Annotated in this window: 19 protein-coding genes and 1 pseudogene; 9 read left to right on the top strand and 11 right to left on the bottom strand. The window is 71.1% G+C overall.

What is annotated here, in order from left to right:
- Window positions 1–5 precede the first annotated feature (5 nt).
- The gene (locus H7J89_RS22040; RefSeq protein WP_264046657.1) at window positions 6–281 is read right to left on the bottom strand and encodes a hypothetical protein; all 276 of its coding nucleotides are present in this window, start codon (window positions 279–281) and stop codon (window positions 6–8) included.
- Window positions 282–344: 63 nt separating this feature from the next.
- On the opposite strand from H7J89_RS22040, the pseudogene H7J89_RS22035 reads away from it, so the two are divergent.
- A pseudogene (locus tag H7J89_RS22035) lies at window positions 345–422 on the top strand (hypothetical protein); the annotation flags it as partial.
- Here H7J89_RS22035 and H7J89_RS22030 read toward each other — a convergent pair.
- The 5 genes from H7J89_RS22030 to H7J89_RS22010 all read right to left on the bottom strand — a co-directional run bounded on the left by H7J89_RS22030 (window position 388) and on the right by H7J89_RS22010 (window position 7733).
- Window positions 388–4782 carry a cation-translocating P-type ATPase gene (locus tag H7J89_RS22030; RefSeq protein WP_308205140.1) on the bottom strand — a complete coding sequence of 1465 codons (4395 nt, stop codon included), beginning with the start codon at window positions 4780–4782 and terminating at the stop codon, window positions 388–390. The pseudogene H7J89_RS22035 and the gene H7J89_RS22030 sit on opposite strands and share 35 nt — an antisense overlap.
- 51 nt (window positions 4783–4833) lie before the next feature.
- Window positions 4834–5283, bottom strand: a complete 450-nt coding sequence (locus tag H7J89_RS22025; protein ID WP_264046655.1) for a hypothetical protein — start codon at window positions 5281–5283, stop codon at window positions 4834–4836.
- Between the two features lie 214 nt (window positions 5284–5497).
- The gene (locus H7J89_RS22020) at window positions 5498–6304 is read right to left on the bottom strand and encodes an exodeoxyribonuclease III (RefSeq protein ID WP_067738482.1); all 807 of its coding nucleotides are present in this window, start codon (window positions 6302–6304) and stop codon (window positions 5498–5500) included.
- 56 nt (window positions 6305–6360) lie between these two features.
- A complete protein-coding gene (locus H7J89_RS22015) occupies window positions 6361–7140 on the bottom strand; it encodes a GNAT family N-acetyltransferase, cg3035/Rv0428c family (protein WP_264046653.1) in 780 nt (259 codons plus the stop codon).
- Window positions 7140–7733, bottom strand: a complete 594-nt coding sequence (locus H7J89_RS22010; protein ID WP_264046651.1) for a peptide deformylase — start codon at window positions 7731–7733, stop codon at window positions 7140–7142. Before H7J89_RS22010 ends, H7J89_RS22015 begins: the two co-directional genes overlap by 1 nt.
- 203 nt (window positions 7734–7936) lie before the next feature.
- Here H7J89_RS22010 and napA point away from each other — a divergent pair, with 203 nt between their 5' ends.
- The 7 genes from napA to H7J89_RS21975 are packed head-to-tail and all read left to right on the top strand — an operon-like array spanning window position 7937 to window position 13079.
- On the top strand, window positions 7937–8245 hold the full coding sequence (gene napA / locus H7J89_RS22005; protein ID WP_007167558.1) for a nucleoid-associated protein NapA: 309 nt from the start codon (window positions 7937–7939) through the stop codon (window positions 8243–8245).
- 18 nt (window positions 8246–8263) lie between these two features.
- Window positions 8264–8737 carry a LytR C-terminal domain-containing protein gene (locus H7J89_RS22000; protein ID WP_264046641.1) on the top strand — a complete coding sequence of 158 codons (474 nt, stop codon included), beginning with the start codon at window positions 8264–8266 and terminating at the stop codon, window positions 8735–8737.
- Between the two features lie 28 nt (window positions 8738–8765).
- Window positions 8766–9485, top strand: coding sequence for a superoxide dismutase[Cu-Zn] (gene sodC / locus H7J89_RS21995; RefSeq protein ID WP_264046639.1), 720 nt, complete (start codon window positions 8766–8768; stop codon window positions 9483–9485).
- Window positions 9475–10605: a glutamate--cysteine ligase gene (locus H7J89_RS21990; RefSeq protein WP_264046637.1), complete on the top strand. Its 1131-nt coding sequence runs from the start codon at window positions 9475–9477 to the stop codon at window positions 10603–10605. Before sodC ends, H7J89_RS21990 begins: the two co-directional genes overlap by 11 nt.
- Complete coding sequence (locus tag H7J89_RS21985) at window positions 10605–11231, top strand: LON peptidase substrate-binding domain-containing protein (protein WP_264046635.1); 627 nt, start codon at window positions 10605–10607, stop codon at window positions 11229–11231. The genes H7J89_RS21990 and H7J89_RS21985 overlap by 1 nt, the downstream gene beginning before the upstream one ends.
- 16 nt (window positions 11232–11247) lie before the next feature.
- Window positions 11248–12270: a TIGR03617 family F420-dependent LLM class oxidoreductase gene (locus H7J89_RS21980; protein WP_264046633.1), complete on the top strand. Its 1023-nt coding sequence runs from the start codon at window positions 11248–11250 to the stop codon at window positions 12268–12270.
- The gene (locus tag H7J89_RS21975; RefSeq protein ID WP_264046631.1) at window positions 12267–13079 is read left to right on the top strand and encodes an enoyl-CoA hydratase-related protein; all 813 of its coding nucleotides are present in this window, start codon (window positions 12267–12269) and stop codon (window positions 13077–13079) included. The genes H7J89_RS21980 and H7J89_RS21975 overlap by 4 nt, the downstream gene beginning before the upstream one ends.
- On the opposite strand, the gene H7J89_RS21970 is transcribed toward H7J89_RS21975, so the two are convergent.
- Together H7J89_RS21970 and H7J89_RS21965 are read right to left on the bottom strand one after the other, a co-directional pair.
- Window positions 13033–13962, bottom strand: coding sequence for an SDR family NAD(P)-dependent oxidoreductase (locus H7J89_RS21970; protein ID WP_264046628.1), 930 nt, complete (start codon window positions 13960–13962; stop codon window positions 13033–13035). The genes H7J89_RS21975 and H7J89_RS21970 overlap by 47 nt on opposite strands.
- The gene (locus tag H7J89_RS21965) at window positions 13959–14744 is read right to left on the bottom strand and encodes a DUF2867 domain-containing protein (RefSeq protein ID WP_264046626.1); all 786 of its coding nucleotides are present in this window, start codon (window positions 14742–14744) and stop codon (window positions 13959–13961) included. The genes H7J89_RS21970 and H7J89_RS21965 overlap by 4 nt, the downstream gene beginning before the upstream one ends.
- Window positions 14745–14765: 21 nt before the next feature.
- On the opposite strand from H7J89_RS21965, the gene H7J89_RS21960 reads away from it, so the two are divergent.
- Entirely contained in the window at window positions 14766–15362 is a 597-nt protein-coding gene (locus H7J89_RS21960; RefSeq protein WP_264046624.1) for a TetR/AcrR family transcriptional regulator, read from the top strand.
- Here H7J89_RS21960 and H7J89_RS21955 read toward each other — a convergent pair.
- From H7J89_RS21955 to H7J89_RS21945, 3 genes are read right to left on the bottom strand one after another with little or no spacing between them, the layout of a single operon-like run.
- Complete coding sequence (locus H7J89_RS21955) at window positions 15336–17513, bottom strand: AAA family ATPase (RefSeq protein WP_264046622.1); 2178 nt, start codon at window positions 17511–17513, stop codon at window positions 15336–15338. The genes H7J89_RS21960 and H7J89_RS21955 overlap by 27 nt on opposite strands.
- Window positions 17510–18373: a CDP-diacylglycerol--serine O-phosphatidyltransferase gene (gene pssA, locus H7J89_RS21950; protein ID WP_264046620.1), complete on the bottom strand. Its 864-nt coding sequence runs from the start codon at window positions 18371–18373 to the stop codon at window positions 17510–17512. The genes H7J89_RS21955 and pssA overlap by 4 nt, the downstream gene beginning before the upstream one ends.
- Window positions 18370–19092, bottom strand: coding sequence for a phosphatidylserine decarboxylase (locus H7J89_RS21945; RefSeq protein WP_264046619.1), 723 nt, complete (start codon window positions 19090–19092; stop codon window positions 18370–18372). The genes pssA and H7J89_RS21945 overlap by 4 nt, the downstream gene beginning before the upstream one ends.
- Window positions 19093–19118: the final 26 nt, after the last annotated feature.

Below are 19118 nucleotides of genomic sequence, written 5' to 3'. Positions count from 1 at the left end.
CGCTGTCAGGCCTCTTCCATCGCCTCGCCGAGCTCTTCGAGGATCTTGTTGTGGTGGTTGCTGGCCAGGAGGTGTCCGGCGGCGATCACCACGGCCACCGGCCAATCGATGAGTTCGAGCGCCGCCAGGGCGGCCAGGCCCCCGAAGTAGGCCAGCTGTTCGGGGCGGGGAATCTCCATCTGACCGAGCACCGGAAGGTTGACGTGGAACGTTTCGCCTTCGCGGATCTTTTGCACCGCATCGCGCTGCGATGTCCCCCTGCGTGACTTCTTTTCCGCCATCATTTGCCTTTCGGTAACGAAGGGTTTGCCGACTCGCCGGGTGGCGGGACCACCGTCGGACCTATGTCGACGATGACCGACACCGGGGGCGATCCGCTAGTTTCCTCTATTGCTCTGGTGCTGAAGGTGCCGTTACTGGAACTCTATGCGCTGTTATGGCGGGCCGGGGTCGTCGAGGTTCGCGCACCGCAGCGGGTGCATCGGCCGATTTGTCCGGACCCGTCAGCGCACGATTCGCCACGCCGATCGCGACGGTCGCCGCGGCAGCTGATCCCAGCCCCTGCGCCCAGCCGACGGGACCCAGCGGTGTGCAGCCGAGCAACTGGCTGACCACCGGGATGCTGATCAGCGTCCCCATCGCCGCGAGCGAGCCCGCCGCGGTGAACACCACCAGCGGGGCATGTGAATCCAGCAGCGTTTGACCCAGCTCGGCGCCGACCAGGGCGACCAGCGCGACCGTGGAGGCGCGCTGCGGGCGACCGGTGACGCTTCCCATGGCCCACGCCGCCGTCGTCGCGGCCGCCGTGGTGACGCCGCGGATGGCGACGGCGCGCCACAACGCGGGCTGATCGGGGCCCCGGATGCCCGGGTCGACCGGCCCGCTGGGCTTGCTCACCGCGAGGGCCGCCGCCGGCAGGGCGTCGGTCATCATGTTCACCAGCAGCAGCTGCCGCGTGTTCAGCGGCGAGGTCCCGGTGATCGCGCTGCCGACGATGGCGAACAACACCTCACCGGCGTTGCCCCCGAGCAGCACGGACACGGCGGCCTGCACCCGCTGCCAGAGTTGGCGGCCCTCCTCGATGGCGTGCCGCAGGCCCTCGATGCGGGCCTCGACCAGCACCACGTCGGCCGCCATGTGCGCGGGGTCGCTGCCGCCTGCGACGACCCCGATGCCGACGGTGGCGGCCCGGATCGCGGCCGCGTCGTTGGCCCCGTCGCCGACCATCGCGGTGCGCACGCCCGCGCTTTCGAGCGTCTGAACGACCTGGACCTTGTTCTCGGGTGTCATCCGGGCAAAGATCACCCGCTCGGTCACCACGCGTTCCTGATCCTTGCGCGACATCGCATCCCATTCGGCGCCGCTGATCACCTGTTCGGCGGTCACGCTCAGCCCGAGCTCCTCGGCGATGGCTTTGGCGGTGATCGGATGGTCCCCGGTGATCAGCTTGACGCCCACCGAAAGCCGACGCAGGTCCGCGAGCAGGCCGGCGGCTTCGGCGCGGGGGGTGTCGGACAGACCCAGGAACCCGGTCAGGGTCAGCCCGTCCCGGGCGAAATCGGCGATGTCGTCGGGCTCCCGCCGGATTGCCGCCGCTTGGGCCGGGCTCAGCTGCCGCCGCGCCACCGCTATCACCCGCAGGCCGTTGCCGGCCATCTCAGCGACGGTCTCCTCCAGGGTCGGGCTCACGTTGCCGCAGGCCGCCAGCACCACTTCGGGCGCACCCTTGACGGCCAGCTCGGTGTCCGTAACGGACGCGGAGAACGACCGGCCGGAGCGGAACGGCAGATGCGCGACGGGTGCGTTCGAGTTGTGCCCGTTCACCCCCGCGGCGGCCTCGATGATGGCGACGTCGGTGGCGTGCACGTGCGGTCCGCCGTTGGACGCCGGCGCGGCGTGCGCGGCACAGCGCAGCACCTCTTCGCGCGATGTTCCCGGCGCCGCGACGACCTCGGCCACACGCAGGCGGTTCTGGCTGAGCGTTCCGGTCTTGTCGAAGCAGACGACGTCGATGCGGCCGAGCGCCTCCACCGAACGCGGAACGCGCACCAGCGCGCCGAACTTCGTCAGTCGCCGCGCCGACGCCGCTTGCGCCAGGGTCGCCACCAACGGCATTCCCTCGGGAACCGCCGCGACGGCGATGGCGATGCCGCTGGCGACCGCCTGGCGCAGGACCGAGCCCCGCAACAGCCCCAGCACGCTGACCAGCGCGCCGCCCGTCATGCTGACCGGGAAGGCCTGGTTGGTGAGCTGGCTGAGCTGATGCTGCAGACCGATGTCCGACGACAGGTCGCCGGACACCAGCTCGGCGGCGCGGCGTTCCTGCGTGTCCGCCCCGACGGCGGTCACCACCGCCACCGCGGTGCCCGCCACCACGGTCGTCCCGGCGTACAGCATGCAGCGGCGCTCGGCGAGGGCGGCGCCGGGCGTCGGCTCGACCTGCTTGCACACCGACAGCGATTCACCGGTCAGCGTCGACTCGTCGACCTCGACGTCGACCTCCTCGATGATCCGGGCGTCGGCCGGCACCACCTCGTGGGTGCGCACCTCGATGACGTCGCCGGGCTGCAGCTGCGCCGCGATGACGTCGCCGTACACCCGATCCCCGGCGCCGTCGGACATCACCTTGCGGGCCGGTGGGATCTGTTGTGCCAGTAGGTGATTGAGCCGGTTTTCGGCGCGCAGCCGCTGGCTGGCCGCGAGCATGGAGTTGCCGGCCAGCACCGAGAAGACCAAGACTGCGTCGACCGGCGAACCGAGCACCGCGCTGGCGGCCGAGCCGAGCGCCAGCACGGGGGTCAGCGGGTCGGTGAGCTCGGCGCGAACGGCGGCCACGAACTGCAGGAAGGCGTGCGCGCGCGTTTCCGGGCGCGGGGCACCGAGGGCCGCCAGCGCGAGTTGCCCCGGATCGCCGGCCGGCTTCGAGGCGGCCGGCGGCAACGCCCGGCGGACGTGCTCGACCGCCATCGCGTGCCATTCCTGCACGGGGGCCGGCCGCGGGGTGTCCGCCTTGAGGATGCCGCGCGCCAACAGATATCCCGACATCAGTCCCGCCGCCGCGCCGCTGGTCACCGGCCCGCGCCCGATGCCGCGAACACCGGGGATCATCAGCAACGAGCCCATCGCCGTCGCGCCGGCCGAGATCCCTACGCCGCGTTGGGCGGCGGCCCGGGCCGCCGGGAGCGCGTGCAGCACCCGCCAGGCGGCCGCCAGGTCGGGCAGCAGCAGGTCGGCGTACCAAGGCGGCGGACCGGCCCCGGGCTCGGGCATCATGCCCAGCGCCACGTCGGCCGACCAAATCGCTTGAGCCCCGGGCGATGACAGCACCGCGACCGTGCGGCCCGCCTCCCGCAGATCCGCCACTGCGCGGGCCAGGGCGTCGTCGATCGATCCCCGCTGCAGCGGCCCGATCTCGTCGAACGCGGGGCGCAATTCACCCAGCGAATCGTCCTCGACCGAAACCAATTCGGATCCCGTCCGGTGCGCCTCGGCGACGACGGCCGACGCCAACGGATCGTGCGTGAAGCAGAAAAGAGCCTCCACCTCGGCAGTCGGCTCACTGGCCGCGATTCCGGGCACCGGGTGCCAGCCCGGCCGCAACCGATTCTTCTCCAGCAACAGCTGGGCGCGCGACCACGCCGCGGACAGCTCGGCTTCCCGGGCGCCGCGGATGAGCGACACCCGCAAGCTCTTGGTGCAGAGCACGCGCGGGTCGATGACGATCGCGTCCACCCGGTCCAGGCGGCGCAGCGCCTCCGGACGCAACGCGAGGACCGCGTGCCGCTCGGCCAATCCCTGGCCGAGCGCCGCCGCGAAGGCCTCGGGCGTGGTGCGGTTGGCCGCGGGGGTGGTCACCAGGACGGCCAGGGCCGCCTGGTGCAGGTTGCGGGTGGTGGCGCCGACCACCCCGGCGCTGATCGCCTGGACGAGCGCGAATCGGTCGCCGTGGTGATCGTCGGGGCGACCGCGCGGCGGCTTCGACCCCGCCGACGCGTCAACGTGTGGGTGATCGGCGTGAGCGGCCAGCTGCGGTTCGTGCCGAACCCAGGCCCGCGCCTCGGCGCGGCATTCGGCGGCTTTCAGCGACTGCATCAACAGACCCACCGACAGCGACGCGGGAGACAGCGTGAGGGTCTCCGCGGTCGTCACCGCCAGGGCAAGCACGGTGTCGGTCGCGGGCCGGCCGATGCGATCCTCGAGCAGGCGGCGCAGCCACGGTTGGTAGTCGACGGCCACCACGGCCGCCAGGACACCGATGGGCATGCGTGGCCAGCGCAGCGCCCGTCCGGTCAGCGCTATGCCGAGCCCTGCCGCGCTGGCGGCCGCCGTCGCGGTCCGGGTCGCCAGCACCAGACCATCGCCCGGCAGACTCGTCGGGGGTGCCACCGGCCTCGCGACTTTTTTTGGGGCGCAATCCTTCTCGGCGGCTTCGATGATGTGGCACAGCTCGCGCAGGGACATGTCCGCGTCGCCGATGGTGACCACCACCCGCGACAGCGGGTAGTTCAGGGCCGCCGACGCGATCCCGGGGTGGGCCAGCACCGCGTCGAGCACGGCGCATCCGAGTTCGCCGTCTCGGGCGCCGTCCAGCCCACGCACCTCGATCCAGGCGCGGTCCTCACCGCGCCAGCACCGCCGGCTCAGCGTTGCCGGTATGTCTTGGGGCAGTTCGCCCGAGATCGCCCGCGCGCCCTCGCGCAGGGGAATCGCGGCGATCGTGATGCTTGCCTCGACCAGTGAGGTGGTCGCCCGGACGCCCGTCGCGACGGCGCGCAACGGCATGGATCGTCGTATCGCGGTCGCAATGCTCAAAGCGTTAGGGAACAGGTCCCGTTAGTTGGTGCTACGCAACTGGGCGCTGCCGGCCCGGCGTCCGGCGGCCTTCTTGGCCGTCGACTTGCCGGCCGCTTTCTGCGGTGCCGCTTTCTGCGGAGCGGCCTTCTGCGGTGCCGGCTCCACCGGTACCGCCTTGAGGCTCGCCTTGGCCGGCTCCCGCTTGCGGCTCAGCCGTTGCAGCAGAAGGGCGCTGCCGCCGACCGCCAGCAGCACCGGCCACTCGACCAGTCCCGCGACGCCCAGCGCGCCGAAGGCCACCGCGGCAGCGGGCGCCGAATGGCTGCCGCTGCTCATTCCCTTTTTGACGCCCTCGGCGGCTCCGGTGACACCGCCGATGACTCCGTTGACCGCCGCGCCACCCACAGCGCCGGCGGCCGCGGTGGTCGTTGTCGCCGCGCGACTCACCGCCTGGCTCACGCCTCGTACCGCTCCGCCGATGACACTCATGCTGACTCCCTGGCTTTCTGCCCGTGCCGCGAAACCCGCGCCATCACCGAGATATACCCGCTGAACGCTTCGTTAACGGCAAAAAAATATTGTATCCGCCTCTAACAAAAGCAAAGCCTGCCACCTTGCAAACCCGCAGACAACGAGCAGCCGCATTTAATTTGCCTGACCTTAACCTGGGTGTGGTTGCGGCGAGAATGCGCCAAAACTCCATTTAGGCGTGGCTAATGTCGATCAGCACCGGCGCGTGATCGCTGGCGGCCTTCCCCTTGCGTTCCTCCCGGACGATCTGGGCGTCCGTCACGCGGCCGGCCAATTCCGGGGAGGCGAGGATGAAATCGATACGCATGCCCTGCCGTTTCGGGAACCGCAACTGGGTGTAGTCCCAGTAGGTGTATACGCCCGGGCCGGGCGCGAAAGGCCTTACCACGTCGGCGAATTGCGCGTCGACGATGGCGCCGAACGCACGGCGCTCCGGTTCGGAGACGTGGGTGGCGCCGGCATAGAACTCGGTGCTCCAGACGTCGTCGTCGGTCGGTGCGATGTTCCAGTCGCCGGCCAGCGCGATCTGGGCGGTGGGATCGTCGCGCAACCAGCCGGCCGCCGTATCACGCAGCGCGGCAAGCCATTCCAGCTTGTAGGTGTAGTGCGGATCGCCCAGCGCGCGCCCGTTGGGCACGTACAGGCTCCAGACCCGGATGCCGCCGCAGGTGGCCGCCAGCGCGCGGGCCTCGGCCGTCGCGGCGACCTCCGGTTTGCTGCTCCAGGTGGGCTGGCCGTCGAAGCCGATCTGCACGTCGTCGAGACCCACTCGGGAGGCGATCGCCACGCCGTTCCACTGATTGAACCCGACATGGGCCACCTCGTAGCCGAGTTCGAAGAACGGCAGAGTGGGAAATTGGCCGTCGGAACACTTGGTCTCCTGCATGGCCAGCACGTCGACCTCGGCGCGGGCCAGCCAGTCGACGACGCGGGGCAGGCGACTGCGGATCGAATTCACGTTCCAGGTGGCCAGCCGCAGCGGCGATCGCAAGCGCGGCGAAGCCGGGCGCTGCGGGTCGCCGCCATCAATCATCGCTAGACCGTATCCCAGCCGAGGGAGCGGGCCGGAAAATAGCGGCGGCGATGGTGCGCCCGGAAGCCGAGCGCGTCGGCGAGCGCCTTCGAACCGGTTTCCGGGACGACCAGATACGCGCGAGTCGCCCCGCGCGCCGCGGCCCAGGCCAACACCGCCTCGCACGCCGCCGCGGTCGCCGGGTCATCGGCGGCCCCCGTGGGTGACAGCCCCACCCACCGCGTGCCGTCGGGTGCGTCGGTCACGGTCGCCCGCGCGAGCGCCGGCTCGCCGTCGGTGGTGGGTTCGACCGCTGCCGAAGCGGAGACGTCGCGGACCAGAACGCGTTCCGTGTGTTGGGCGCTCAGCCCCGGCGGCAGCGGCAACAAGCGATCCGGGATCGCCAGTCGCGGTGTCAGGCCGCGGCGCTCATACCATTCCGCGATGGCCGCAACGGTGCCCACGTGTGCCGAAACATCGAGCGGCACAGCGTAATCGACCCCTTCCCCGGCGCGCAGCAGCCAGCCCTCGAGCCAGGCCCGTTCTCTGCCGGGCGACGCCGCGGCGGCCGCGTGCTCGAGCGCCCGGATCTGCGAGGTGCGTACCGGCGCGTCGGTAAGCACCCGCAGCGCGACCACGTCGTCGGCGGCCACCTCGACCACCGCGCCCGTCTTGGTCCGAACCCGCACCACCGGCTCGACCGCCAGCAGGTGGCCCACCGCATCGGTCAGCGGCGGGACGGAGCCTTTCGGGCGCCGGTAGCGAAGCGTCACCCGCGTGCCCAGGTCCGGCCACGAGAACATCAGTGGCCGAAGGGGTCCGGCCCTTCGCCGGGCAGCCATGACAGGCCCGGCACGCCCCAGCCGTGCGACTTGACGGCGCGTTTGGCGCTGCGGGCGTGGCGACCGATCAGGCGGTCGAGGTACAGGAAGCCGTCCAGGTGACCCGTCTCATGCTGCAGCATCCGCGCGAACAGGCCGGTGCCCTCGATTTCGACCGGCTTGCCGTCGGCATCCAGGCCGGTGACCCGGGCCCAGGTGGCGCGGCCGGTGGGGAACGACTCGCCGGGGACGGAGAGGCAGCCCTCGTCATCGGTGTCCGGATCCGGCATGGTCTCCGGTACCTCTGAGGTTTCCAGCACCGGGTTGACGACCACGCCGCGGCGGCGGTCCGTCCGGCCGCGGTCGTCGGCGCAGTCGTAGACGAAGACCCGCAACGCGACGCCGATCTGGTTGGCGGCCAGGCCGACTCCGTGCGCGGCATCCATCGTTTCGTACATGTCGGCAATCAGCTTCGGCAGGTCCGCCGGCAACGACCCGTCCGCGCCGACGGGCACCGGCTGCGTCGGGGTGTGCAAGACCGGATCCCCGACGATCCGGATCGGTACGACTGCCATGGTCGGCTAAGCTACCGCACGCCCGTGCGCGCCCAAGCCGGCCATGTTCGCTCGGGCAATCTGAGGCAATCGGCCGACTCGCGGGTCTGGATGACGGCTTGAGGGTTTGCGCCGTGGTTCAATATTCGCCGAAACACGCCCTCAGGTAAGTCAAGTCATCCACAGCAGCCGAGAATTCGCCGGAAGGGTCCAGGGGAAGCTATATGGACAGCGCCATGGCGCGGGCAAATCGATCGGGGGACGATGCCGAGATCGCAGATGGCCTCACCCGCCGCGAGCACGACATCCTCGCCTTCGAACGTCAGTGGTGGAAATTCGCGGGCGTAAAAGAAGAAGCAATCAAAGAGCTGTTCTCGATGTCGGCGACGCGCTACTACCAGGTGCTCAACGCGCTCGTGGATCGGCCGGAGGCGCTGGCCGCCGACCCGATGCTGGTGAAGCGGTTGCGGCGGCTGCGTGCCAGCCGCCAGAAGGCCCGGGCCGCGCGGCGCCTCGGCTTCGAGGTGACCTGACTCGCTACAGTGGGCTCGATGAAAGAGCGAGTCCCCGACTCCACGGGGCTTCCCCTGCGTGCCATGGTGATGGTGCTGTTGTTCCTGGGGGTCATTTTCCTGCTGCTCGGCTGGCAGGCGCTGGGGTCGTCCGGCAGCTCCGACGAGGACTCGTCGGCCGCGGTCTCCACGTCGGCCACCACCAGCTCGGCCACGCCGACGAGCACTAAGCCCGCGGGCAACCGGTCCGAGGTGCAGGTGTACAACATCTCGGCCAGGGAGGGCGTCGCCGCCCACACCAAGGATCAGCTCACGGCCGCGGGCTTCAACGTCACCAAGGTCGACAACCTGACCGTGCCGGAGGTGTCGGCCACCACGGTGTATTACACCGACGCCGACGACGAGCACGCAACCGCCGACGCGGTGGGCAAGACCCTGGGCGCGCCGGTCGAACCCCGCATTCCCGCGCTGGCCGGCCAACCGCCCGGGGTCATCGTGCTCGTTACGGGCTGACGACCGCCGAAGCGGTTAGGCTTCCGCTATGCCTCAGCTCGCTGGTCACCGCACTGCCGCCGTCACCATGTCCGCGCTTGCCGCAGCCACCGCCGTCGCCCTGCTGGGGGCGTGTTCGTCGCCCCAGCACGCCTCGTCCTCGCTGGGCACCACGCCGGCGGTGTGGACCGGTTCGCCGGCGCCGTCGGGAACCGGGACACCGGAGGGCGGGCCCGTGGCCGCGCCGTCGGGGCCGAGCATCGTCACCCACCTGAAGGCGCCTGACGGCACCCAGGTCGCGACCGCGACCTTCCAGTTCAACAACGGCTACGCCACCGTCACCATCGAGACGACGGCCAACGGAGTCCTGACGCCCGGCTTCCACGGCGTGCACATCCACAAGGTCGGCAAGTGCGAGCCCAACTCCGTCGCCCCGACCGGTGGCGCGCCCGGTGATTTCCTGTCCGCCGGCGGGCACTTCCAAGTGTCCGGGCACGCCGCCGAGCCCGCCAGCGGTGACCTGACCTCGCTCCAGGTGCGCAAGGACGGGTCCGCGATGATGATGACCACGACGGACGCCTTCGCCATGGACGACCTGGTCACCGGCGAGAAGACCGCGATCATCATCCACGCGGGCGCCGACAACTTCGCCAACATCCCGCCGGAGCGCTACAGCCAGACCAACGGAACACCGGGGCCCGACCAGATGACGATGACCACCGGTGACGCCGGCAAGCGGGTCGCGTGCGGTGTAATCGGTGCCGGCTAACAGGGCCCACGCGCGCATCGATTTCGCCCGTTCACCGAGGCCGACCCTCGGCGTGGAGTGGGAGTTCGCGCTCGTCGATGCGCAGACCCGCGACCTGAGCAACGAGGCCACGGCGGTCATCGCCGAGATCGGCGAAAACCCGCGAGTGCACAAGGAGTTGCTGCGCAACACGGTCGAAGTCGTCAGCGGTGTCTGCCATTCCACGTCGGAGGCGATGGAGGATCTGCGGGAGACCCTGGGCCCCGCGCACCGGATCGTCCGCGACCGGGGAATGGAGCTGTTTTGTGCCGGCGCACACCCGTTCGCGCAGTGGTCGACCCAGAAGCTCACCGACGCACCCCGGTATGCCGAACTCATCAAGCGCACCCAATGGTGGGGGCGTCAGATGTTGATCTGGGGCGTGCACGTGCACGTCGGAATCTCCTCGGCACACAAGGTGATGCCGATCATGACGTCGTTGCTGAAGTATTACCCGCACCTGTTGGCGCTGTCGGCATCCTCGCCGTGGTGGACCGGCGTGGACACCGGGTACGCCAGCAACCGCGCGATGATGTTCCAGCAGTTGCCGACCGCCGGCCTGCCGTTCCAATTCCAGACCTGGGCGGAGTTCGAAGGCTTCGTCTACGACCAGAAGAAGACCGGCATCATCGACCATGTCGACGAAGTCCGTTGGGACATCAGGCCTTCGCCGCACCTGGGCACCATCGAGGTGCGGGTCTGTGACGGCGTCTCCAACCTGCGGGAGCTGAGCGCGCTGGTCGCGTTGACGCACTGCCTGGTGGTCGACCTGGACCGCCGGCTGGAAGCCGACGAGACGCTGCCGACCATGCCGCCGTGGCACAACCAGGAGAACAAGTGGCGCGCCGCGCGCTACGGGCTGGACGCGATCATCATCCAGGACGCCGACAGCAACGAGCGGCTGGTCACCGAGGATCTCGACGAGGTGCTGAATCACCTTGAGCCCGTGGCCAAATCGTTGAACTGTGTCGACGAGCTGGCCGCGGTGGCCGATATCCCCAGGCGGGGCGCCTCGTACCAGCGGCAGCGCCGGGTGGCCGAGGAACACGACGGCGACCTGCGGGCCGTCGTCGACGCGCTGGTGGGCGAGCTGGAGATCTGATGGAGCTGGCGATGTTCCCGCTGGAGTCGGCCCTGCTGCCCGACCAGGACCTGCCGCTGCGGATCTTCGAGCCGCGCTACGGCGCGCTGGTCCGGCACTGCCTCGACACCGGCGACCCGTTCGGCGTGGTGCTGATCGCCCGGGGCCGCGAGGTCGGCGGCGGCGACGCGCGCTGCGATGTCGGCGTGCTGTCCCGGATCACCGAATGCGTCGAACACGGCGCGGGCCGCTACTTGATGCGCTGCCGGACCGGTGAACGGATCCGGGTGTCCGAATGGCTGCCCGACGATCCCTACCCGCGCGCGACGGTGACGCTGTGGCCCGACGAGCCGGGGGACCCGGTCACCCCGGCCCAGCTGCTGGAGGTCGAGGACCGGGTGATGGCGCTGTTCGAGCGGATCGCCGACGCTCGCGGCGTGGCGCTGCCGGACCGCGCGGACCTGTTGGGCCCCGATACGGCCGACGATCCCGGACAACGCCTGTACGCGTTGGCGTCTCGCATCCCCATCGGCACCGCCGACCGGTACGCGGTGCTGTCGGCGCCGTCGGCCGCCGAGCGGCTGGCCGCGCTCCGCGAGGCCGTGGCCGCGGTCGCCGAGGTGGTTGAGTTCCAGCTCTCCGAATAGCTCGACAGGGGAATAGATGAAGGTACAGCTGCAGGTCAGCGGCTCACCGGTGGATGCGGCGGCCAGCGCCGCCGACATCGCCGCGACGGGAGCCGACGGTCTGTTCACCTTCGAGGGCCAGCACGACGTGTTCTTCCCGCTGATCATCGCCGCCGGCGCGACCGACCTGGACCTGATGACCAACGTGGCGATCGCCCCGCCGCGCAGCCCGCTGCACCTGGCGCACGCCGCCTACGACCTACAGCTCTACAGCGGGGGCCGGTTCCGGCTCGGCCTGGGCTCACAGGTGAAGGCCCATATCGAAAAGCGTTACGGCAGTAGGTGGGAGCGCCCCGCGGCGCGGATGGCCGAAACCATTGCGGCGATCAAGGCGATCTTCGCGGCCTGGGAAGGCCGGCGCCGGCTGGACTTTCGCGGCGAGTTCTTCACCCACACCATCATGGCGCCCAACTTCAACCCGGGGCCCAACCCGTTCGGACCACCGCCGGTGCTGCTGGGCGCGTTGGGTCCGGTGATGACGCGCACCGCCGCCGAGGTGGCCGACGGGCTGCTGGTGATGCCGTTCAACAGCGCCCGCCACTTTGCCGAACGCACCGTCCCCGCGGTCGCCGACGGGCTGCGCCGCGCGGGTCGATCTTCCGACGGATTCCAGATCATCGCCCAGGCCATGGTCGCCGTCGGCCGCGACGAGGCCGACCTGGCCGCCGCGGTCAACGGTGTGGCAGCGCTCATTTCGTTCTATGGCTCGACCCCTGCCTACCTCCCCGTGCTCGAGGCCGAGGGGTGGGGCGACGTGCAGTCCGAGCTCAACGCGCTGTCCAAGCAGGGCCGCTTCGCAGACATGCGCCGGCTGATCGGCGACGAGATGGTGGCCCGGATCGGCGTCGTCGGCACGCCCGAGCAATGCGCCGAGCAGATCGCCGCCCGGTTCTCCGAACACGCCGACGAGGTGTGCTGTTACTTTCCCGGCTACACGCCGCGCGCCGCGGACGTCGCCGACCTGATCGGCGCCCTGCACCGCGCCCCGGCCCTGCGATGAGCCCGGATCTGACGGTCGACGTCGACGCGGGCGTGGCGGTGCTCACGCTCAATCGGCCCGAGCGGCTCAACGCCTACACCGCCGAGATGGGCGCGCTGCTGAGCAGCGCATACGCCGAGTGCGACCGTGACGACGATGTCCGGGCCATCGTCGTGACGGGCGCGGGCCGCGCCTTCTGCGCGGGGGCCGACTTCTCCGGCGACACAAGCCCATTCGACGCCCCCGCCGCGGAGTTCTCGGCGTCACCGATCACCCCGGCCGCGTTCGAGTTGCGCAAGCCGGTGATCGCCCCCCTCAACGGCCACGCGATCGGCATCGGCCTGACCATCGCCTTGCAGGCCGACCTGCGCATCGTTGCCGAGGACGCCAAATACGGTGTGGTGCAGGTCCGCCGGGGGGTGATCCCCGACTGCATGTCGCACTGGACGCTGGCGCAGCTGACCACTCTGGGGGTGGCCGCCGACATCCTGCTCACGGGGCGAACCTTCGGCGGGGCCGAGGCCGTGGCGCTCGGCATCGCAAACCGGGCCATGCCGGCCGAGCGGGTGCTCGACCACGCGGTGGAGCTGGCGCGCGACATCGCGGTCAACGTGGCGCCGATGTCGGCGGCGCTATGCAAGCGGCTGCTGTGGGACACCGCGATCAACAATTACACCCCGCGCCAGGTCGCCGCGCTGGAAACCCGGCTGCACCAACGGGTGATGGGCGGCGCGGACGCGCGCGAGGGGGTGGCCGCCTTCCTCGAGCGCCGGCCGCCGTCGTTCACGTCGCGGCTGTCCCGCGAGTGGAGCGAGCCGCCCCGGCCGTGAGCTCCTCGGAGAGCTCCCACCACCGGTCCGCGCGCTGCTCGTCGCGAGCGTAGGGCGCCACGGCTTGGCTGACCCGGCAGTCCTCGAGATACAGGCCGCCCAGGCCGGCCAGCTCCGGGCTGACCGCCGCCCACACCTGGGTGGCCGCGCCGCGGTCGGGCGTGGTGACGTCGAGCCGCTCGCCCGTCGGTTTGCGCAGCCGGGAGAAGTCCGCCCGCGACATGTGCCGCGCGAGCGAGGTGGCCACGGTGCCGGGATGGACGGCGTAGGCGCGGATTCCCGCGTCGCGCAGGCGGCGGTCGGCTGCCACGGCGTGCAGGATGTTCGCCGTCTTGGACGCGCCGTAGGCGACGAACTTGTCGTACTCGCGGCGCTCCCAGTTGGGATCGTCGAAGTCGACGTCGCCCATGATGTGGCCCGCAGACGACAGGTTCACGATGCGGGCCCCGCCGGCGGCGGCGAGCTGCGGCACCAGGAGCCGGGTCAGTTCGAAGTGCCCGAAATGGTTGGTGCCGATCTGCATCTCGAATCCATCGCGCGTCCTGCCGAACGGTGTGAACATCACGCCGGCGTTGTTCATCAGAACGTCGATGGCCGGGGCGATGTCGCCGATCGCGGCCGCCGCCGCCGCGACGCCCGCCAGCGTCGTGAGGTCGAGCTCGACGGCCGAGGTCCGCGCGCCGGGCACCTCGGCCGCGATCCACCGCGCCGCCTCCGCCAGCGCCGCCGGGTTGCGGGCGGCCAGGACGACGTGCGCGCCGGCGGCGGCCAGCGCACGGGCCGCCTCGCGCCCCAAGCCGGACGACGCGCCGGTGATCACACAGACCTTGCCGGACAGGTCGATTCCGTCGACGACGTCCAGCGCGGTCGGTGGCTCGGTCATGCCGGTATACGCTGCCACACCGCGGCGCGCTTCATCAGCCGCGGCGCCACGGCCCGGTGCAGCGGGCCGACGAAAGCCCAGACCGTTCGGGCGGCGGTTTTGCGGCCGTACTGCACGCGAGTGGTGAGGCTGGCGCGCCGACCGTCCTGGCGTCGCAGCGTCAACTCGCCGCGCATCAGCGGCCCGCGCGCCGTCAGCACGAGCTCGTCGCGATCCGAACGCGCGATCGTCCAGCCGATGATGTGCTCGGGCGACGAATACGGCCCGAGGCGGAATCTCAGCACGTGGCGGTGGATCCACGGAACAACGCCGCCGCCCGCGCCCCGCCCGACCGCATCGCGGAACGTCTGCTCGGCGGTGCGTGAGTCGCCTTGCGGGAGTGGCACTTCGAAGACGTCCGTGTAATCGGCCCGCCCGGCGGCCGCCGCGATGCGTTTGAGCGTCCACCGGACGGCGAGGCGGTGCCCGCCGGTGCCGATGACGAGTGCCCGGTAGACCTTGCCGTGCAGGCCCGGGAAGGCCGCCCAGGTCGCCGAGCGCACGCGGGTGCGGCCGCCGGTCAGGGGCTCCAACTCGAACACCCACCGGTACACCGCGAAGGGATGACAGCCCTTCAGCGCGAACCGCGCAGGCGGCCGCGCCTCGTCCAGCGCAAAGCCGATAGGCGGGGTCGACGGGTCGCCCGGGTCCCGGCACATCACCCGCAGCAGCGCCGACCAGGTGTCGGCGCGCTCCGCGTCGACGGTTATGGCATGCTCATCGATATAGGGTAATCGTTCCATATAGAAGGACCATACTAGATCGTGGCACCTCCGCGGAAGCATGAAACCGATGTGATCCTCGACGCCGCCCGCGCGCTGGTGCTCGCCGGCGGACCGCGCGCGGCCAGCGTCGCGGCCATCGCCAAGACCAGCGGCGCGCCCGCGGGCACCCTGTATCACCGGTTCGGCAACCGCGACGGCATCCTGACGGCGGCATGGCTGCGCGCGCTCGAACGCTTCCAGGCAAGGGCGCTGGCCGCCGACGGCGAAACCCCGGCGGACACCGCGATAGCCATGGCCGTGGCCGCCGTCAGCTTCGCGCGCGAGCTGCCCGACGACGCCCGGCTGTTGTTGACGATCCGGCCCGGCGACCTGCTCGACGAGGAGCCCGACGCGGAGTTCCAGCGGACGCTGGCCGCGATGAACGCCCCACTGACCGAGCGGGTCGCGGTGTTGGCCCGGCAGTTGTATGGGAACGACAAGCCCCGGTCCGTCGACGCCGTCGCGCGTGCGGTCGCGGACCTGCCCTATGCGGTCGTCCGGCGCCACGCCCACGACGACCCGATGCCCGACTGGTTGGAAGGCGACGTCGCGGCGTCGGCGCTGGCCGTGCTACGGAGCCTTGGCGAAGGCCCGTAGCGCCGCGACCTGCGTGGGATCCAATGAGGGCCGCACGATTTGGCGCGCGGCCGCGATGTCGGCGGCCGTCACGTCGGTGGCGTCGATGGACCGCCGCATCGCGGTCAGTGCCGCCTCCCGCAGCAGCGCCACGCAATCGGCGGCGCTGTAGCCGTCGAGCCCGGCGGCCACCTCGTCGAGGTCGACGTCGTCGCTCAGCGGGACGGATTTTCCCGCGGTGTGCAGGATTTCGCGGCGGGCGGCGGCGTCGGGCGGTTCGACGAACACCCGCCGCTCCAGCCGGCCCGGGCGCAGCAACGCCGGGTCGATCAGGTCGGGCCGGTTGGTGGCGCCCAGCACGACGACGTCGCGCAGGGGATTGACGCCGTCGAGCTCGGTCAGCAGCGCGGCGACCACCCGATCGGTCACGCCCGAGTCGAAGCTCTGCCCGCGCCGGGGCGCCAGCGCGTCGATCTCGTCGAGGAACACCAGGGACGGGGCCGAGTCGCGGGCACGCCGAAACAGTTCGCGGACGGCCTTTTCCGAGCTGCCCACCCATTTGTCCATCAGCTCGGAGCCCTTGACGGCGTGCACGGACAGCTGCCCGGTGCTGGCCAGCGCGCGCACGACGAAAGTCTTGCCGCAGCCGGGTGGGCCGTACAGCAGCACCCCGCGCGGCGGTTCGACACCCAACCGGGCGAAGGTGTCGGGATGCTGCAGCGGCCACAACACGGCTTCGGTCAGCGCCTGCCGGGCCTCGGCCATGTCGCCGACGTCGTTGAGGGTGACATTGCCGACGGTCACTTCCTCGCTGGCCGAACGGGACAGCGGCCGGATGACGGTCAGCGCACCGAGGAGGTCGTCCTGGTTCAGCTCGGGTGGCCGGCCGTCGGTGCTGGCGCGCGACGCCGCGCGCAGCGCCGCTTCCCGCAGCAGCGCCGCCAGGTCGGCAACCACGAAACCCGGTGTGCGCGAGGCAATCTCGTTGAGATCCAGGGCGCCGGCCGGCACCGATTTCAGCAGTGACTCCAGCAGCGCCTTGCGGGTGCCGGCGTCGGGCAGCGGCAGGCTCAGCTCCCGGTCGCACAGGTCCGGCGCGCGCAGCCGGGCGTCGAGCTGGTCGGGCCGCGCCGAGGTGGCGATCAGCGCGACGCCCTCGGTCGCCACCGCGGTTCGCAGCTCGCCCAGGATCAGGGCGGCCACCGGTTCGGGGGTGGCCGGCAGCAGGGCGTCGACGTCGGTGATCAGCAGGACACCACCGCCGTCGCGGACGGCCTGCACCGCCGAACTCACGGTCTTGAGCCGGTCTTCGGCGTTCAGCGCGCCGACCTCCGGGCCGTCCAGCTTCACCAGCCTGCGGCCGTCGCACACCGCGCGCACCAGCGTCACCTTGCCGACGCCGGCCGGACCCGACACCAGCACACCGAGGTTGGCGCCCGCGCCCAGCGTCTTGAGCAGGTGCGGTTCGTCGAGGGCGAGCTTGAGCCACTCGGCGAGCTTGGCGGCCTGCGGCTGCGATCCCTTGAGCTCCTCGACGACGGTCTCCGGGCTGGCGACGTCGACGAAGTCCTGCGACGGCGCGGCCGTGGTCGGCACGCCGACACCCCAGGTGACCAGCGAGTTGGGCTGCACGCTGACCGGGCCCGCCGGGTCGACGCCGGTGACGGTCAGCAGCTCGGAGGTCCAGCTGATTCCCACCGAGGCGGCCAGCGCGCGGGCGGCGGCCGACGTCGAGAACGGCGGGCCGAGGTCGCGGGGCAGCAGTGACACGGCGTCGCCGACGGTCAGCACCTTGCCGAGCAGGGCCTGCCGCAACGTGACCGGCGAGATCGACTGGTGGGCCAGCGACGAGCCGGACAGCGTCACCGACCGGGCGCCATAGACGGTGACCGCGCCGACGATCACCGGGTTGCCTTCGCGCAGCCCGGCGTTGGACAACGTCACGTCGTCGAGCAGCACCGTGCCGACCGGGGTGTCCGGCCCGCCGAGGGCCGCCACCGCCGCGGTGGTCCGCGAGCCGGTCAGCGCCACCGCGTCCCATTCCCGAATGCCAAGCGCGGCAACGGCGCTCGGATGCAACCGGACGACGCCGCGGCGCGAGTCCACGGCGGAGGTGTTCAACCGCGCGGTGAGCGTGAGCTGACGGGCGGCATCCTCACCCGGCCGGCTCATGGCAGGCGCCCGCCCGGTTTGCGCAGCCCCAGCCGCGCCATCGACCGGCGGTGCGGCTGCGCCCGGCGGATCGCGCGGCGCGCGGCGCGGCGCTGCTTGGGTTCGTCGGCCCACGCCTCGGGGTGCGCCGCCAGCCAGCGCTGGTTGCGGACCGCGAACGGCACGTGGCACAGGTAGGCGATGATGATGACCCAGATCAGGACGTAGGGCGCCAGCACCGCCGCGGCCGCGCAGATGGCCAACAGGGCCAACAGCGGCGCGGCCCAGCTGGGCGGCACCGCCGCGGCGTGCATCTTGCGCATCGGGATCTTGCTGATCATCAGCATCGACGTCCCCGTGATCCAGATGCACAGGAACGTCGTCGACGTCCACCAGCCCTCACCGAACTGAAGTTTGAGCCCGACGAGGCCGATCATCGACACCGCACCGGCCGGCGCCGGCATGCCGACGAAGAACTCGTGGGTGTAGGCGGGCTGGCTGCCGTCGTCCTGCAGCGCGTTATACCGCGCCAGCCTCAGCACGACGCATACCGCGTAGAGCAGGATCACCACCCAGCCGGCCGGCGACTTCCCCAGCAATGTCACGTAGAGCACGATCGCCGGTGTCACCCCGAAGTTCACCGCGTCGGCCAGCGAGTCGATCTCCTCGCCCATGCGCGACTGGGCGTCCAGGATGCGGGCCACCCGGCCGTCCAGGCCGTCCAGAATCGCCGCCGCGGCGATCAAGGCCATCGCCGCCTTGGGCTGATGCTCGAGGGCGAACCGGATCGCGGTCAGGCCCGCGCAGATGGACAGCACGGTCATCGCGCTCGGCAGGATCTGCAGGTTGACCGACGGCCTGCCGCGCGGCTTGCTGATCATGACAGCACGGCCAGCACGGTTTCGCCGGCGATCGCGCGCTGCCCGACTTGGACCAGCGGCTCGGCGCCCGGCGGCAGATAGGTGTCGAGCCGGGAGCCGAACCGGATCAGCCCGTAGGTGTCACCGATCGTCAGCTTGTCGCCGACGCGAGCGTCGCAGATGATGCGCCGCGCCAGCAGCCCGGCGACCTGCACCGCCACCACCTCCGCGCCGGTGGCCGTCCGGATCCGCAGACTGGTGCGTTCGTTCTCGGTGCTGGCCGCGGCGAGGTCGGCCGACCCGAACCGGCCGGGCCAGTGCTGCATGGCGATCACCTCGCCGCTCACCGGGGCGCGCTGCACGTGGGCGTCCAGCAGTGACAGGAAGATGCTGACCCGCGGGAGCGGCGCGTCGCCCATGCCGAGTTCGGCCGGCGGGGCGGCGGAATCGATCACGCACACCACCCCGTCGGCGGGCGCGACGATCGCGCCCGGCCGGGTCGGCGGCACCCGCGGCGGATGGCGGAAGAACCCCGCGCAGGCGCCCGCCGCCAGCAGGCCGGCCCGCCGGATCCACCGGTGCCGGCGGCCGGCCAGCGCCACCGCCAGGCCGCCGGCGATGAACGGGCGGCCGGCCGGGTGTACGGGCGGAATGGTCGAGCGCACCAACTCCAACGCGTGCTGCGGGCGAAACGTTGGATCCTCGGCCGTAGGGCCGACAGGGCGGGGGCGTCGTGCCACGCGGCCATCTTACGAAAGGCGCGGCC

This window comes from Mycobacterium paraffinicum (assembly GCF_025822865.1).
Lineage (GTDB): Bacteria > Actinomycetota > Actinomycetes > Mycobacteriales > Mycobacteriaceae > Mycobacterium > Mycobacterium paraffinicum.
This window is presented reverse-complemented; position numbering and strand designations above follow the sequence as displayed.